The sequence below is a fragment of the Pseudomonas retamae genome, assembly GCF_043496865.1.
Classification (GTDB): Bacteria; Pseudomonadota; Gammaproteobacteria; order Pseudomonadales; family Pseudomonadaceae; genus Aquipseudomonas; species Aquipseudomonas retamae.
In genome coordinates this window covers 370,356-385,557 of record NZ_JBIEIL010000004.1, presented here as the reverse complement: position 1 = coordinate 385,557, position 15,202 = coordinate 370,356, and the positions used below count along the sequence as shown (strand labels likewise).

Annotated in this window: 14 protein-coding genes; 4 read left to right on the top strand and 10 right to left on the bottom strand. The window is 60.8% G+C overall.

The window, feature by feature from the left end; translation table 11 throughout:
- The first annotated feature begins 140 nt into the window (after window positions 1-140).
- The 3 genes from ACGSLL_RS10490 to ACGSLL_RS10480 all read left to right on the top strand — a co-directional run bounded on the left by ACGSLL_RS10490 (window position 141) and on the right by ACGSLL_RS10480 (window position 1,985).
- Window positions 141-416 (top strand): polyhydroxyalkanoic acid system family protein, encoded by a 276-nt coding sequence (locus ACGSLL_RS10490; RefSeq protein ID WP_394505543.1) that lies wholly within the window; start codon window positions 141-143, stop codon window positions 414-416.
- Between the two features lie 230 nt (window positions 417-646).
- Window positions 647-1,069, top strand: a complete 423-nt coding sequence (locus ACGSLL_RS10485) for a phasin family protein (protein WP_394505541.1) — start codon at window positions 647-649, stop codon at window positions 1,067-1,069.
- A 10-nt stretch (window positions 1,070-1,079) separates the two neighbouring features.
- On the top strand, window positions 1,080-1,985 hold the full coding sequence (locus ACGSLL_RS10480) for a phasin family protein (RefSeq protein ID WP_394505539.1): 906 nt from the start codon (window positions 1,080-1,082) through the stop codon (window positions 1,983-1,985).
- A 201-nt stretch (window positions 1,986-2,186) separates the two neighbouring features.
- Here ACGSLL_RS10480 and ACGSLL_RS10475 read toward each other — a convergent pair whose 3' ends face one another.
- From ACGSLL_RS10475 to argS, 9 genes are all read right to left on the bottom strand, one after another.
- Window positions 2,187-2,807, bottom strand: coding sequence for a TetR/AcrR family transcriptional regulator (locus tag ACGSLL_RS10475; RefSeq protein WP_394505537.1), 621 nt, complete (start codon window positions 2,805-2,807; stop codon window positions 2,187-2,189).
- Window positions 2,808-2,837: 30 nt separating this feature from the next.
- The gene (phaC, locus tag ACGSLL_RS10470) at window positions 2,838-4,520 is read right to left on the bottom strand and encodes a class II poly(R)-hydroxyalkanoic acid synthase (RefSeq protein ID WP_394505535.1); all 1,683 of its coding nucleotides are present in this window, start codon (window positions 4,518-4,520) and stop codon (window positions 2,838-2,840) included.
- 139 nt (window positions 4,521-4,659) lie between these two features.
- Window positions 4,660-5,514, bottom strand: a complete 855-nt coding sequence (phaZ, locus tag ACGSLL_RS10465) for a poly(3-hydroxyalkanoate) depolymerase (protein ID WP_090280374.1) — start codon at window positions 5,512-5,514, stop codon at window positions 4,660-4,662.
- A 94-nt stretch (window positions 5,515-5,608) separates the two neighbouring features.
- Window positions 5,609-7,288: a class II poly(R)-hydroxyalkanoic acid synthase gene (gene phaC, locus ACGSLL_RS10460; protein WP_394505532.1), complete on the bottom strand. Its 1,680-nt coding sequence runs from the start codon at window positions 7,286-7,288 to the stop codon at window positions 5,609-5,611.
- A gap of 258 nt (window positions 7,289-7,546) precedes the next feature.
- Window positions 7,547-7,924 carry a gamma-butyrobetaine hydroxylase family protein gene (locus tag ACGSLL_RS10455; protein ID WP_394505530.1) on the bottom strand — a complete coding sequence of 126 codons (378 nt, stop codon included), beginning with the start codon at window positions 7,922-7,924 and terminating at the stop codon, window positions 7,547-7,549.
- 153 nt (window positions 7,925-8,077) lie between these two features.
- Window positions 8,078-9,415, bottom strand: a complete 1,338-nt coding sequence (gene hslU, locus ACGSLL_RS10450; RefSeq protein WP_090280386.1) for an ATP-dependent protease ATPase subunit HslU — start codon at window positions 9,413-9,415, stop codon at window positions 8,078-8,080.
- A 55-nt stretch (window positions 9,416-9,470) separates the two neighbouring features.
- Window positions 9,471-10,001 (bottom strand): ATP-dependent protease subunit HslV, encoded by a 531-nt coding sequence (gene hslV / locus ACGSLL_RS10445; protein WP_090280391.1) that lies wholly within the window; start codon window positions 9,999-10,001, stop codon window positions 9,471-9,473.
- A 233-nt stretch (window positions 10,002-10,234) separates the two neighbouring features.
- On the bottom strand, window positions 10,235-10,951 hold the full coding sequence (locus ACGSLL_RS10440) for an SPOR domain-containing protein (protein WP_203420403.1): 717 nt from the start codon (window positions 10,949-10,951) through the stop codon (window positions 10,235-10,237).
- Window position 10,952: 1 nt separating this feature from the next.
- Complete coding sequence (argS, locus tag ACGSLL_RS10435) at window positions 10,953-12,689, bottom strand: arginine--tRNA ligase (RefSeq protein ID WP_394505527.1); 1,737 nt, start codon at window positions 12,687-12,689, stop codon at window positions 10,953-10,955.
- Here argS and ACGSLL_RS10430 point away from each other — a divergent pair.
- Entirely contained in the window at window positions 12,688-12,810 is a 123-nt protein-coding gene (locus ACGSLL_RS10430; RefSeq protein ID WP_258450780.1) for a hypothetical protein, read from the top strand. The two genes, argS and ACGSLL_RS10430, sit on opposite strands and share 2 nt — an antisense overlap.
- 112 nt (window positions 12,811-12,922) lie before the next feature.
- Here the strand turns inward: ACGSLL_RS10430 and ACGSLL_RS10425 are convergent, their stop codons facing one another.
- Window positions 12,923-15,142 carry a primosomal protein N' gene (locus ACGSLL_RS10425; RefSeq protein ID WP_394505524.1) on the bottom strand — a complete coding sequence of 740 codons (2,220 nt, stop codon included), beginning with the start codon at window positions 15,140-15,142 and terminating at the stop codon, window positions 12,923-12,925.
- Between the last annotated feature and the right edge of the window lie 60 nt (window positions 15,143-15,202).

Genomic DNA, 15,202 nt, shown 5'->3' with positions numbered 1-15,202 from the left:
AAGAGAATGCGCGACATTCTAATCCCCAAGCCATGCTTTGTCTTCGAATGGCTAAAGGTAAGATGGGCCACCTTCGGGACGATTTGCCGCAGTGGCGGTCAAGATCTACCGACACACCTTCATCTATCAGGAGTCATTCGATGGCCAAAATCAGTGTTGAGCGTGCCCACACCCTGGGCAAGGAAGCCGCCCGCGAGAACGCCGACAAACTGGCCAAAAAGCTCAATGAACAATATGGTCTGGAGCCGCAGTGGTCTGGCGATACCCTGAACCTCAAGCGCTCGGGCGTGAAAGGCGAAGTGCATATAGCGGACGATTCGATCAGGGTCGACGTCGAACTGGGCCTGATGATGTCGGCCATGAGCGGCATGATCAAAGCCGAGATCGAAAAGGCGTTGGATAAAGCCCTAGCCTGATTTCCAGATTGAAATCCAGTCCCCTGTGGGAGCGAGCCTGCTCGCGAAAGCGGTCTTTCAGTCGGATTATCCGTGACTGACAAACCGCTTTCGCGAGCAGGCTCGCTCCCACATTTGTTTAGTGTTGCTCCCGCTGGTTAGGGTGCCCTTTCTAATTTTTCTATCTACTTTGTGCCTGAGCCCGACACTCGTCCGGCAGTTCCTCAAACCTTCTGCGCGTGAGGTGCACCATGGCCAAAGTTATTTTGAAGAAAAAAATCGACGCTTCGACTTCGACTCTGAGCGACGTCCGATCCTATGCCCGCAAGATCTGGCTGGCTGGCCTGGGTGCCTACGCCAAGGTCGGGCAAGAGGGCAGCGAGTACTTTCAGGAGCTGATCGAAGCCGGTCAAATCGTTGAAAAGAAAGGCAAAAAGGCTGTCACCGAAAAACTGGTCGCGGCCAACGTCGAGATCGACGAGGCCGCCACTCAAGTCAGCTCTTTCAAAGGTCGTGTCGAAGTTCAGCTGGACAAGGTCGAGAAGGCCTTCGACAGCCGCGTAGCAAGCGCCTTGAATCGTATCGGCATTCCGTCTAAACATGACGTTGAGACACTCTCTGCTAAGCTCGATGAGCTGACGGCATTGCTCGAACGCGTCGCGCGTAAATCTTAAGGAGAACGGGATGGCTGGTAAAAAGAACACCGATAAAGAAAGCAGCTCGTGGGTCGGGAAGGTCGAGTCGTACTCCCGCAAAATCTGGCTGGCGGGTTTAGGCGTGTACTCGAAGATCGACACTGACGGCAGCAAGCTCTTCGACACATTGGTCAAAGACGGCGAGAAAGCCGAGAAGCTCACCAAGTCCGCGGTCGGCAAAAAAGTCGAGGACTCGACCTCTTCGGCGAAGTCGCGCATCAGCGGCGTGAAAGATCGCGCCATGGGCAAGTGGGACGAGCTGGAAGGGGCCTTCGACAAGCGCCTGAACAGCGCGATTTCACGCCTCGGTGTGCCGAGCCGCAATGAGGTCAAGGCGCTCAACGCCAAGGTCGATACGCTGACCAGACAGATCGAAAAACTCACCGGTCTGAAAGTCCAGCCTGTAGCGGCGAAAACCGCTGCGGCGAAACCTGCAGCCAAGACTGCAGCGGCCAAGCCTGCGGCGAAAACTGCGGCCAAGCCACTGGCGAAAGCGGCAGCCAAACCTGCAGCTAAAGCCGCCGCCAAACCGGCAGCGAAAACGGCCGCCGCCAAGCCCGCGGCCAAAGCTTCCGCCAAACCGGCGGCCGCTAAAGCTGCGGCGAAACCGGCAGCCAAACCTGCGGCTAAAGCGGCAGCGAAACCAGCGGCCAAACCAGCCGCGAAAACCGCTACCGCCAAGCCTGCAGCCAAGCCAGCCGCCAAACCGGCTGCGGCGAAAAAGCCTGCGGTGAAAAAACCGGCTGTACCGAAAGCCGCTGCGCCAAAACCGGCCGCTGCTGCATCGACTGCTCCAACGGCTCCGGCCAACGCGGCGAACTCCGCTGCAGCACCCACGGCAGCAGCCACCCCGACTGCAGCATCGACTCCGTCGACGCCATCCAGTCAGTCCTGATTTCAGGGCAAATCAAAAAACGCCCGGCCTGTGAAGGTCGGGCGTTTTTGTTTGTGGAAATTATCTGGATCACTGCGAGTCCCTGTGGGAGCGAGCCTGCTCGCGAAAGCGGTGGATCAGTTACACAGGCATCCGCTGGAAGTTTGCATTCGCGAGCAGGCTCGCTCCCACATTGGATTGTGAATAGGCGCAGCGCTTGGGTCAGTCATGATCCTCAAGGTACTGCAGCGCCATCCGCTCCGTCGCGACTTTCACCGGCGGCAACAAATGCGGGGCCACCAGCATCATGATCTGATACACCACCAAACGCACCTCACCTTCACGATCGAGAATCCGCTGGTAGTCCAGGGAAAACAGCAGCGTCAGAGTTATCTGCTCCACCAGTTGCCCCAACGCCTGCGTATCGCTGACCAGTTGCCCCGCGGCCTTCAACCGCGCCAGCAATGACGCCAGCGTGCGCTTCAACGCGTTGAGCAGGTGACGTATGCCTTTGGCCAGTTTCGGCAGGCGCCCGGCGAGGTTCGACAGGTCCTGGAACAGGAAGCGGTATTGCGCCAGGCGCTCGACGATCAGGTGCAGAAACAGCCAATAATCCTCCGGTGCCAGCTCAACATCCGACGGCGGATCGAGCAGCGGTGTCAGTTCGTGCTGGAAGCGTTCGAACAAGCCGAGGATCAGCGGTTCCTTGCCGTGGAAATGGTAGTAAAGGTTGCCGGGGCTGATTCCCATTTCATTGGCGACCTCCATGGTCGAAACGTTCGGTTCGCCCTTTTCGTTGAACAGGTGCAGCGCACATTCGAGAATCCGGTCGCGGGTTTTCATCCAGTCTTCTTAGAAAAAATTCGTTGAACGTCAGCGCACTCGCACGTAGGTACCGGGTGCGGCTTCCATCGGCGGATAGTTGGGGTTGCCCAAGGTCATGCGGGTTTCGTGCTGCGCGCCCGAGCGCTGTTGAATCCAATCCAGCCACTGCGGCCACCAGCTGCCGTCGACACGTTTGGCGTCGTAGTACCAGGCGCGCGGGTCGCTGCTCATCCTGGCGTTTTCGACATAATTGGCTTTCGGATTGCTCGGCGGATTGAGGATGCTCTGCACATGGCCACTGTTGGACAGCACGAAGCGCTTGTCGCCACCGAGCAGCAGGGTCGAGCGATACACTGCGTCCCACGGCGTGATGTGGTCGTTCATGCCAGCCACGCTGAAACTATCGACCGTGACTTTCTGCAAGTCGATCGGCGTGCCGCACACTTCCAGCCCGCCGGGATGGGTCAGCGGGTTGTGTTTGAAAAAATCCAGCAGATCGCCGTGCAGCGCTGCCGGCAAGCGTGTGTTGTCATTGTTCCAGTAGAGAATGTCGAAGGCCGGCGGCTCCTTGCCCAGCAGGTAGTTGTTGACGAAGTAGCTCCAGATCAGATCGTTGGGGCGCATCCAGGCGAAGACTTTGGCCATGTCGCGCCCGTCAAGCACACCCTGCTGATAAGAACGCCGTTTGGCCGCTTCGAGAGTCTGTTCATCGACGAACAGCGTTGCCGGGGTTTCGATCTGGCTGTCGAGCAGGCTGACCAGATACGTCGCGCTGGCAACACGCCGCAGTTGTCGCTTGGCCTGCAGATGCCCTTGCAGGGCCGCGATGGTCAGGCCGCCGGCGCAGGCGCCCATCAGGTTGACCTCGCGGGCGCCGGTGATCGCCCGGCAGATGTTCATCGCCTCTTCCACGGCCTCGACGTAGCTCGACAGACCCCATTCGCGATGGCGCACATCCGGGTTGCGCCAGCTGATCATGAAGGTCTGCAGGCCGTTTTTCAGCGCGTACTGAACGAAACTGTTGTGCGGGCTCAGGTCGAAAATGTAGTACTTGTTGATCTGCGGCGGCACCACCAGCAGTGGCTTGGCGTACTGCTTTTCGCTCATCGGCCGGTACTGGATCAGTTCGAGCATTTCGTTGCGAAACACCACCGAGCCGGTGGTGGTGGCGACGGTCTTGCCGACTTCGAATGCCTGCCGGGTGACCTGACGTGGCAGGCCATCGTTGTGCAGCAGGTCGTCGAACAGATGGCTGAGGCCGCGCACCAGACTGTGGCCACCAGAATTGAACAACTCCTTGACCGCCAGCGGATTGAGCAGCGTGTTGGACGGTGCCACGGCATCGTTGAGCAAGGTGAAAACGAACTGGGCGCGGGCGCGGTCTTCCGGGCTCATGTCGCTGTCGTCGATCCAGCTCTTGACCTGCTTCTGCCAGGCCAGATACGCCTGCAGGCTGCGCCGATAGAACGGGTTGAGGCTCCACGCCGGATCGGCAAAACGGCTGTCGTTCGGATGGGTCGGGTGCACGGTTTCACCGAGCAGCACGCGGCCCAATTGGCCGCCCAGTTTCAAGGCATGCTTTGCCGTGTGCACCGGGTTGCGCAAGCCATGGGCGGCGACGCTGCGCAAGGTCGAGAGCAGGTCGCGGCCGCGCAGGCCAGTGATCGCACTTTGTGCGTTGATAAACACGGCGGGGCTGGGCACCACGCCCGTCGCTGGTTTGTCGCGCATGACTCAACACTCCTTCGTCTTCAGGGCAAAAACAAACTCACCGAACCAGAACACCATAGACGCTGTTACGGGTTGCTGCCTGCGCGGCGTCCTGCCGCGCACTTGTGGGTAAAGCCCTGCATAAAGCCTGCCGCTGCGTTTAGCCGCCGAGCGGCGTCGGATGCGGATGCATCACTGCGCGCTGACGTTCCTCCTGAAGGAATTTCATGATGATCGGCGCCACGGCTTCGGCGCGGGTGATCAGGAACAGATGACCGTCATCGATGATGTGCAGCTGCGCATTGGGAATGCGCCAGGCGAGCACGCGCATGTTGATCAGCGGGATCAGTGGGTCGTCATCCCCGGCCAGTACCAGCGTCGGCTGGTGGATTTTGTGCAGCCAGTGAATGCTGGTCCAGCCGAGGCCGGCGAACAGCTGCCAGTAGTAACCGAGCTTGCCCGCCGAGCGCACTTTCGCCGCATGGCTGGCCGCCAGCGTCGGGTCCCGGCGGAACGAGCCGCCGTAGATCATCGGTGCGATGCGAATCACGTGGGACGGCTGAATGTAGCGCCGCGGACTCGCCATCATCCACAGCACTTTCGGTTTGCCCGGCACCATCACCGCACCGGCGGCGGTGGCCGCCAGCACCAGTTTCTTGCAGCGCTCGGGGTAGTCATAGGCGAACTGCTGCGCCAGCGCGCCACCCCACGACACACCAATGACGTTGACCTGACCGTAGTCGAGGTAATCGAGCATCCGCGCCGTCAGTTTGGCCAGACCGGGAAAGCGATACGGCCGGTTCGGCGTCGAGGAACCGCCGACCCCGGGAACGTCGAAGGCGATCACTTCCAGATCCGGATCCAGCGCCGCGACGAACGGAAACACCAGCTCCAGGTTGGCGCCGATGCCGTTGAAAATCAGCAAGGGCGTCAAGTGCGGCTTGCCGGGACGCACCGCCGTGCGAAGGGTCTGGCCATCCAGATCGACGGTGCGGAATATGAACGGTTGCGGCATGGATCAAACCCTTCGGGTTAGAGAGGAGCAGCTCCAAGCCACAAGCTTCAAGCAGAATGTGCTCAGCTTGCGGCTTGTCGCTTGTGGCTTGCCGCTATCTTTCATGAACGTAGGTACCCGGCGCAGCCTCGCCCGCCGGATACGCCTTGTTGCCCAGTTTCACCGGGGCCTTTTTCAGGTTGCCCGAGCGCTCGGCCAGCCACGCCTGCCAATGCAGCCACCAGGAATCGGTGTGCTTGGTCGAGTTCTCTTGCCATTCATCGGCATTGGCAGCCATTTCTTCACTGGTCATGTAGCGCGATTTCGGATTGCCCGGCGGATTGAGAATGCTCTGGATATGGCCGCTGCTCGACAACACGAATTCAACTTTTCCGCCGAACAGCTGCGCCGACTTGTAGCAGGACTTCCACGGGGTGATGTGGTCGTTGGTGCCGGCCAGCGAGAAGATGTCGGCGGTGACCTGCTTGAGATCGATCGGCGTGCCGCACACTTCCAGTGCGTTGGGGCGGATCAGTGGATTGTTTTTGAACATCTCGATCAGGTCACCGTGGAACGCCGCGGGCAAGCGCGTGGTGTCGTTATTCCAGAACAGAATGTCGAACACCGGCGGCTCGTTGCCGAGCAGGTAGTTGTTGACCCAGTAGTTCCAGATCAGGTCGTTGGGGCGCATCCAGGCGAAGACCTTGGCCATGTCCTTGCCTTCGAGCACGCCGGCCTGATACGAGTGGCGCTTGGCGGTTTCCAGAGTCTGCTCGTCGACGAACAGGGCGACGTCGCTGTCCAGGGTGGTATCGAGCACGCTGACCAGCAGAGTCAGTGAGTTGACTTTGTTTTCGCCGATCGCCGCGTAGTGGCCGAGCAGGGCGGTGCAAGTGATACCGCCGGAGCAGGCGCCGAGCATGTTCACGTCTTTGCTGCCGGTGATCGCGGTGACCACATCGACCGCTTCTTTCAGCGCCTCGATGTAGGTCGACAGGCCCCACTCACGCTGAGCCTTGGTCGGGTTGCGCCAGCTGATGATGAAGGTCGGCACGTTATTGCGCAGGCAGAAACGCGCCAGGCTCTTGTCCGGGCTCAAATCGAATACGTAGAACTTGTTGATCTGCGGCGGCACCACCAGCAAAGGCCGTTCGTGGACCTGCTCGGTGATCGGCCGGTACTGGATCAGCTCCAGCACATCGTTGCGAAACACCACCGCGCCTTCGGTCACGCCGAGGCTCTTGCCGACCTCGAACGCACCCATGTTGACCTGGCTCGGCATGCCGCCGTTGTGCACCAGATCCTTGGCCAGATGCGAGAGGCCATCGAGCAGGCTCTTGCCGCCGGTTTCGAAGAAGCGTTTGACCGCTGCCGGGTTGGCCGCGGTGTTGGTCGGCGCCATGGCTTCGGTCATCAGGTTGATGACAAAGTGGCCACGGGCGATATCTTTGGGGGTCAGGCTGCTGTCGTCGATCCAGGCATGGAGTTCCTTGCGCCAGGCCAGATAGGTTTGCAGATAACGTTTGTAGAGCGGGTTCTGGCTCCACGCGGGATCGGCGAAGCGACGGTCGTCACCGGCCGGTTGCAGTTCGGATTTGCCGAACAGCACGTTCTTCAGCTCAAGGCCGAAATGGGTCACGTGTTTAACACTATGGATCGGTTGTTTGATGGCCTGTTTCAGCACCATCCGAGCAGAGGCCAGCAGATCCTTTCCGCGCAGCCCAACGACGGGATTAAGCCCCAAGGTGTTTTCCGAGGCTTGATACTTCAGGTCATCGTTATTCTTGTTACTCATCTACGACGCTCCATTGTCCTGAGACGAGTACCCGGTTTGCGGCTGTGCAGTTCCACAGCCAATGCCAGGTACTACTGCTCGGGTGACCGTTGATTCTGCATAGCTGCTTTACAGTCGTAGAGCATTGCAGGGAACTTGCCAGCTCCATTGGTTACCCGAGTTTAATTTTTTTCGCAAGCAGGCCGATCCTCGGCCATACAGCGGAGCATTCAAACAGATGAAGTTAGAAAATGCCTTCTAATGAGCGCAAGGCTCGGGCTAGAGCATCAGCTTGACGAACGACTCGTTCGGATCGCGGGTTTTTCCGGCAGCACGCAACTCGGCCAGATAATCGTCCCAGAGTTCTTTCTGGCGTTTGCCGAGTTCGTAGAGGTAATCCCAAGTGAACAAGCCGCTGTCATGACCGTCATCGAAGGTCAGTTTCAGTGCGTAGTGACCGGCCGGTTCCAGCTTGCTCAAGCCAACGTTGAGCTTGCCGAATTGCAGGATCGGTTTGCCGTGGCCCTGGACCTCGGCGGAGGGCGAATGCACGCGCAGGAATTCGGCGGGCAGGGTGAATTCTTCACCGGACGCGTAAGTAAGCGTCAGCGTTTTCGAGGCTTTGTGCAGTTTGATGTCGGTGGGAATTCGATTCATGGGCTGGCCTCCGATGTGTGGGCGACCCTGGATGTAATGTGGGAGCGAGCCTGCTCGCGAAAGCGCTGTGTCAGCCAACATTGATGCCGACTGACACGGCCTCTTCGCGAGCAGGCTCGCTCCCACAGGGTCCGCTACCGCTGTAAGTATGGCTTACAGGATATAACGGGACAGGTCTTCGTTCTGCGCCAATTCGCCGAGGTGGCTGTTGACGTATTCGGCGTCGATCAGGATCGGCTTGTCGTCATGGGCGCTGGCCAGATCGCCGGCACTGAACGACACCTCTTCGAGCAGACGCTCGAGCAGCGTGTGCAGGCGACGGGCACCGATGTTCTCGGTCTTTTCGTTGACCTGCCAGGCGATTTCCGCCAGACGCTTGATGCCTTCCGGCTGGAACTGGATGTGCAGGCCTTCGGTTTTCAGCAGCGCGCAGTATTGCTCGGTGAGCGAGGCGTGCGGTTCGCTGAGGATGCGCTCGAAGTCTTCCGGGCTCAGCGCCTTGAGTTCAACGCGGATCGGCAGACGGCCTTGCAGTTCCGGGACCAGATCGCTCGGCTTGCTCAGGTGGAACGCACCGGAAGCGATGAACAGGATGTGGTCAGTCTTGACCATGCCCAGCTTGGTGTTGACGGTGCAGCCTTCGATCAGCGGCAGCAGGTCGCGCTGCACACCTTCACGGGACACATCGGCGCCGCCGACGTTACCGCGCTTGGCGACTTTGTCGATCTCGTCGATGAACACGATGCCGTGCTGCTCGACCGCTTCCAGCGCCTTGGCCTTGAGTTCTTCTTCGTTGACCAGACGCCCGGCTTCTTCGTCGCGCACCAGTTTCAGCGCTTCCTTGACCTTGAGCTTACGCGACTTCTTCTTGCCCTTGCCCATGTTGGCAAACAAGGACTGCAGCTGGTTGGTCATCTCTTCCATGCCCGGCGGCGTGGCGATTTCGATGCCGGATACTTCGGCGACTTCGATCTCGATTTCCTTGTCGTCCAGCTGACCTTCACGCAGGCGCTTGCGGAACAGCTGGCGGGTATTGGAATCGCTGGCCGGTGCTTCTTCATTGCTGAAGCCCATGCGTGCCGGTGGCAGCAGCGCGTCGAGGATGCGGTCCTCGGCTGCGTCCTCGGCGCGGTGGCGCACGCGGGTCATTTCTTGCTCGCGGAGCATCTTGATCGCAGCGTCAGCCAGATCACGGATGATCGATTCGACGTCGCGGCCGACGTAGCCGACCTCGGTGAATTTGGTCGCTTCGACCTTGATGAACGGCGCGTTGGCCAGTTTTGCCAGGCGACGGGCGATCTCGGTTTTACCGACACCGGTCGGGCCGATCATCAGGATGTTCTTCGGCGTCACTTCAACGCGCAGCTCTTCAGGCAGTTGCATGCGGCGCCAGCGGTTGCGCAGGGCAATCGCGACGGCGCGCTTGGCATCGTCCTGGCCGATGATATGGCGATTGAGTTCGTGGACGATTTCGCGGGGAGTCATGGACATAGTAATTGACGGTCCTCAAGCACAAACAAGCCGTGGCACACAGGCCGCGACAGGCTTATTCGGCGAGATCCTGCTCCTCAATGGTCTGGGTGTGGTTGGTGAATACACAAATGTCGCCGGCGATACCGAGTGCGGTCTCGACGATTTCGCGGGCCGACAGGTCGGTCTTTTTCAACAGGGCGCTGGCTGCGGCCTGGGCGAAAGCACCGCCGGAACCCATGGCGATCAGGCCATCTTCGGGTTCGACCACGTCACCGTTGCCGGTGATGATCAGCGAGGCATCCTTGTTGGCGACCGCGAGCATCGCTTCGAGGCGGCTCAGGGAGCGGTCGGTACGCCACTCTTTGGCGAGTTCGACGGCGGCGCGGATCAAGTGGCCCTGGTGTTTTTCCAGCTGGCCTTCGAAACGTTCGAACAGCGTAAAGGCGTCGGCGGTGGCACCGGCAAAACCGGCGATGACCTGGCCGTGGTACAGGCGACGGACTTTTTTCGCGTTGCCTTTCATCACGGTATTGCCGAGAGAAACCTGGCCGTCGCCGCCCATGACGACTTTGCCGTGACGGCGGACTGAAACGATGGTGGTCAAGGGAAGAGTCTCCACACAGCGGGGCGAAAGTGCCTTATGCCCATTCATATGGGGGTGCTGGAGAGGATTTCAACCTTGGTGCGGGAGAGGGGACGAGCGGTGTCTTGCCAGGTGAACGCAGCGGGGGACTGCGCGTACGCCTTCGCGAGCAGGCTCGCTCCCACAGGTACTGTGCATTTTCTGTGGGAGCGAGCCTGCTCGCGAATATTGGCGACGCGGTAATTCTGTCTGGATCAGCGGCTCTGGCGTTGTTGTAACAGCAGGTTGCTGAAGCCGGCGCCGGCCAGTTGTTTCTGCGCGGTGGTCAGCTGTTCGCGGTTGCTGAACGGGCCGACCAGAACGCGGTACCAGGTTTCATCCTTCACCGTTCCGGACTCAACCGCCACGGCCTGACCGAGCAGAATGATCTGCGCACGGACCTTGTCGGCATCGGTTTCCTTGCGGAACGAACCGGCCTGCAGGAAAAACTTGGTCACCGGCGCCGCTTTGCTTACCGGTGGCGCGGGTGGCGGGGTAATCCCGGCCAGTGCAGCCTGAGCGCGCGCGGTGTCGATCTTCGCCGCTTCCGCCGGGGTGACCGGCGTGGTCGGGATGGCCGGCACTTGTGGCGTCGGCAGGGTCTTCTCCGGCACGGCATCCGGCGGCACGATCACTTCCGATTCCGGCAGCAGCGTGTAGAAGTCGTATTTCGGCTTGACCGGTTGCGTCGGGCTCGGCGGGGTCTTGTTGGCTTCGGCGATTTTCGTCGCTTTCTGCTGTTGCGCCTGCTCGACTTTCTCACGCTTGACCGTGTCGCTGCCCTTGCCCGGCTCCAGCTTCATCAAAAACACGATGAACGCGCCGACCGTCAGGCCGATGGCCATCCACAGCCAACCCGGAATCGGTTGCTTCGCCGGAGCCTGATAGCGGCTGGCGCCGCGCTTGGGTGCAGGTTTTTTCTTGGCAGCCAACTTACATACGCTCCAGAGTTTCCAGACCCAACAGCTCCAGGCCTTGCTTGAGGGTGCGACCGGTCAGTGCGGCCAGACGCAGACGGCTCTGCATTTGGGCCGGGGTATCGGCGGCGAGGATCGGGCAGTTCTCGTAGAAGCTGGAGAACAGGCCGGCGACGTCGTACAGGTACGTGCAGAGAATGTGCGGCGTGCCCTTGTCGGAGACGTTGTTGAGCACTTCGCCGAACTGCGCGAGTTTCGCCGCCAGTTCCAGTTCATGCGCCGCTTCGAGGACGATCTGGCCGTCAACTTCGCTGAAATCCTTGCCCAGTTTGCGGAACACACCGGCGACGCGGGTGTAGGCATACAGCAGGTACGGCGCGGTGTTGCCTTCGAAGTTCAGCATCAGGTCGAAGTTGAAGCTGTAGTCGCTGGTGCGGTGCTTGGACAGATCAGCGTATTTCACCGCGCCGATGCCGACGACTTTGGCGATGTTGCGCAATTCGTCTTCGGCAAGTTCCGGGTTTTTCTCTTTGACCAGGTTGTAGGCACGTTCCTGCGCTTCGGTCAGCAGGTCGATCAACTTCACGGTGCCGCCGTCACGGGTCTTGAACGGACGGCCATCGGCGCCGTTCATGGTGCCGAAGCCCATGTGTTCCATTTCCATCGGATGGGTGACGAAACCGGCCTTGCGCGCCACGGCGAAGACTTGCTGGAAGTGCAGGGCCTGACGCTGGTCGACAAAGTACAACGCACGATCGGCTTTCAGCTTGCCGCTGCGGTAGCGCACGGCGGCGAGGTCAGTGGTGGCATAGAGATAACCGCCGTCCGCCTTGACGATGATCACCGGCAGCGGATCGCCATCGGCATTCTTGAACTCGTCGAGGAACACGCACTGCGCGCCGTTGCTCTCGACCAGCATGCCCGCAGCTTTCAAGTCGTTGACCACATTGATCAGGTCGTCGTTGTAGGCGCTTTCGCCCATCACGTCGGCCATGGTCAGTTTGACGTTGAGCAGTTCGTAGATCTTCTGGCAGTGCGACAACGAAATGTCCTTGAACCGGGTCCACAGCGCCAGACACTCGGCATCGCCGGCCTGCAACTTGACCACCAGACCGCGGGCGCGGTCGGCGAACTCTGCGGACTCGTCGAAACGCTGTTTGGCAGCGCGGTAGAAGTTTTCCAGATCGGAAAGCTCGTCGCTGGTGATCGGGTTTTCCTGCAGATAGGCCATGAGCATGCCGAACTGCGTGCCCCAGTCGCCGACGTGGTTCTGGCGGATCACTTCGTCGCCGAGGAATTCGAGGACGCGAGCGACGCCGTCGCCGATGATGGTCGAACGCAAGTGGCCGACGTGCATCTCTTTGGCCAGGTTCGGCGCCGACAGGTCAACCACGGTGCGCTGTGCCGGGCCGGCCTTGCGCACGCCGATATGGGCGTCGGCCAGCGCGGCATCGAGACGGTTGGCCAGCGCCTGGGTGTTCTGGAAGAAGTTGATGAAACCCGGGCCGGCGATTTCCGCCTTGGTGACGTTTTCGTCAGCCGGCAGCGCGGCGATGATTTTTTCCGCCAGATCGCGCGGTTTCATTCCGGCTGGCTTGGCCAGCATCATCGCGATGTTGCTGGCGAAGTCGCCGTGCGTCTTGTCGCGGGCGTTTTCCACTTGAATCGCCGGCGACAGGCCTTCAGGCAACACACCTTCGTTGACGAGTTGGGTGAGGGCTTGTTGGATCAGCTGGCGAATGGTGTCTTTCATGGTCTTCTCTTTCGACCGCAAGCGCGGCGGGCGCATCGGTGCGCGGGTGGAAAAACTGGGCATTATCCGTGGCGGAGCCGGGCTTGCCAACCTTAGCAGGCCGGTTGTGGATATGTGGTGACAAAAACTCTGCTTTCGCGAGCAGGCTCGCTCCCACAGGGGTCAAGCAGGACGCAAAAGTGCAGCGCTGATCCATTGTGGGAGCGAGCCTGCTCGCGAAAGCGATTTTCAGCTCAATACAAATCCACAGGGTCGACATCCAGCGACCAGCGCACCGCCCGCCCGCTCGGCATCTGCTCCAGCGCCAGCAACCAACTGGCCAGCAACCGATGCAGGGACGCCCGCGCGGTCGCCTGCAACAACAATTGCGCGCGATAACGTCCGGCGCGACGTTCCATCGGCGCCGGCACCGGCCCGAGCAATTCGATGCCGCTCAGATTCAGTTCGCTGAGCAAGCGCTCTGCCTCAGTGCAGGCCTCGTCGAGGAAGCCTTCAGCCTGCCCGGGTTTGTGCGCTTCGGCGCGCAACAGCGCCAGATGGGCAAACGGCGGCAGCCCGGCGGCGCGGCGCTCGCTCAGCGCCTGCTCGGCAAAGGCGAAATAACCTTGCTCGGTCAGTTGCACCAATAAAGGATGGTCGGCCAGGTGCGTCTGAATAATCACTTTGCCGGGCTCTTCTGCCCGCCCCGCACGACCTGCAACTTGAACAATCAACTGCGCCATGCGCTCGCTGGCGCGGAAGTCGCCGGAGAACAGGCCACCGTCAGCGTCGAGGATCGACACCAGTGTCACTCGCGGAAAATGGTGACCCTTGGCCAACATCTGCGTGCCGACGAGGATGCACGGCTGGCCCTTCTGAATCGTCGCGAACAGCTGATTCATCGCATCCTTGCGCGAGGTGCTGTCGCGATCGACGCGCAGCACCGGGTAATCCGGGAACAGAATCGCCAGGCGTTCTTCGGCGCGTTCGGTGCCGGCCCCCACCGGGCGCAAGTCGACCTTGTTGCACTTCGGGCACTGGCGCGGCGTGCGTTCGACGTTGCCGCAATGGTGGCAGCGCAACTCACCGTAGCGCTGGTGCACGGTCATCCGCGCATCGCAGCGTGAACATTCGGACATCCAGCCGCAATCGTGGCAGAGCAAGGTCGGGGCAAAGCCGCGGCGGTTGAGGAACACCAGCACCTGCTGGCCGTTGGCGAGGGTCTGGCCGATGGCTTGTTGCATCGGCCCGGAAATGCCGCTGTCCAGCGGACGGCTTTTCACGTCCAGGCGCAGAAAACGCGGCTGTTTGGCGCCGCCAGCGCGCTCGTTCAGGCGCAACAGGCCGTAACGCCCGGTGTAGGCGTTGTGCAGGCTTTCCAGCGACGGCGTGGCCGAGCCGAGCACGATCGGGATGTTTTCCTGACGTGCTCGCACCAGCGCCAGATCACGCGCGTGGTAGCGCAAGCCTTCCTGCTGTTTATAAGAGCCGTCGTGCTCTTCATCGATGATGATCAGCCCCGGATTTTTCATTGGCGTGAACAGCGCCGAGCGGGTACCGATAATGATGTCAGCCTCGCCATCGCGGGCGGCGAGCCAGGCGTCGAGGCGTTCACGATCGTTGACCGCCGAGTGCACCAGGGCGATGCGCGCATTGAAGCGCTGCTCGAAGCGCGCCAGGGTCTGCGGGCCGAGGTTGATCTCCGGGATCAGCACCAGCGCCTGTTTGCCGGCTTCGAGGGTTTCGCGGATCAGCTGCAAATAGACTTCGGTCTTGCCGCTGCCGGTAACGCCGGCCAGCAGAAACGCGTGATAACTGTCGAAACCGGCGCGAATCGCTTCATACGCCGCACGTTGCTCGCTGTTGAGCGGCAGTTCCGGTTGCGCCAGCCAATGTTCATGCCGCGCGCCGGGGAGGTGGCGGCGGATTTCCACTTGCACCAGACCCTTGGCCAACAGCAAGTCGAGGCTGTCCTTGCTCAGCATCAGCTTGCTCAGCAACTGATGCGCCACGCCGTGTGGATGCTGGGCCAGCGTTGCCAGGGCTTCACGCTGGCGTGGCGCGCGGGCGATGCGCGGATCATCAAGGCTGGAACCGGGCGCCGCTGACCAGAAACGTTCCTGGCGGGCCTCGGCCAGTTCGCCCTGACGCAGCAGCACCGGCAACGCCCAGCTCAGGGTGTCGCCGAGGCTGTGCTGGTAGTACTGCGACGTCCACAGACACAGCTTGAACAGCGCCGGCGGCAGTGGCGCGGTGGTATCGAGCAGGGCCAGCGCCGGTTTGAGTTTTTCCACCGGCACTTCGCTGGTGTCGGTGACCTCGACCAGAATCCCGATCATCTCGCGCCGCCCAAACGGCACCCGCAGGCGCATGCCCGGCTGCAATTGCTCGCGCCGCACCCCGGCCGGCGCCCGGTAATCGAACAGGCGGCGCAGGGGTGAAGGCAAGGCAAGGCGCAGAATGGCGTCGGGCACGCGGGGGGATCTCGATCAACAGACGATTAAAAGGACTGCGTACATAACCTGTGGGAGCGA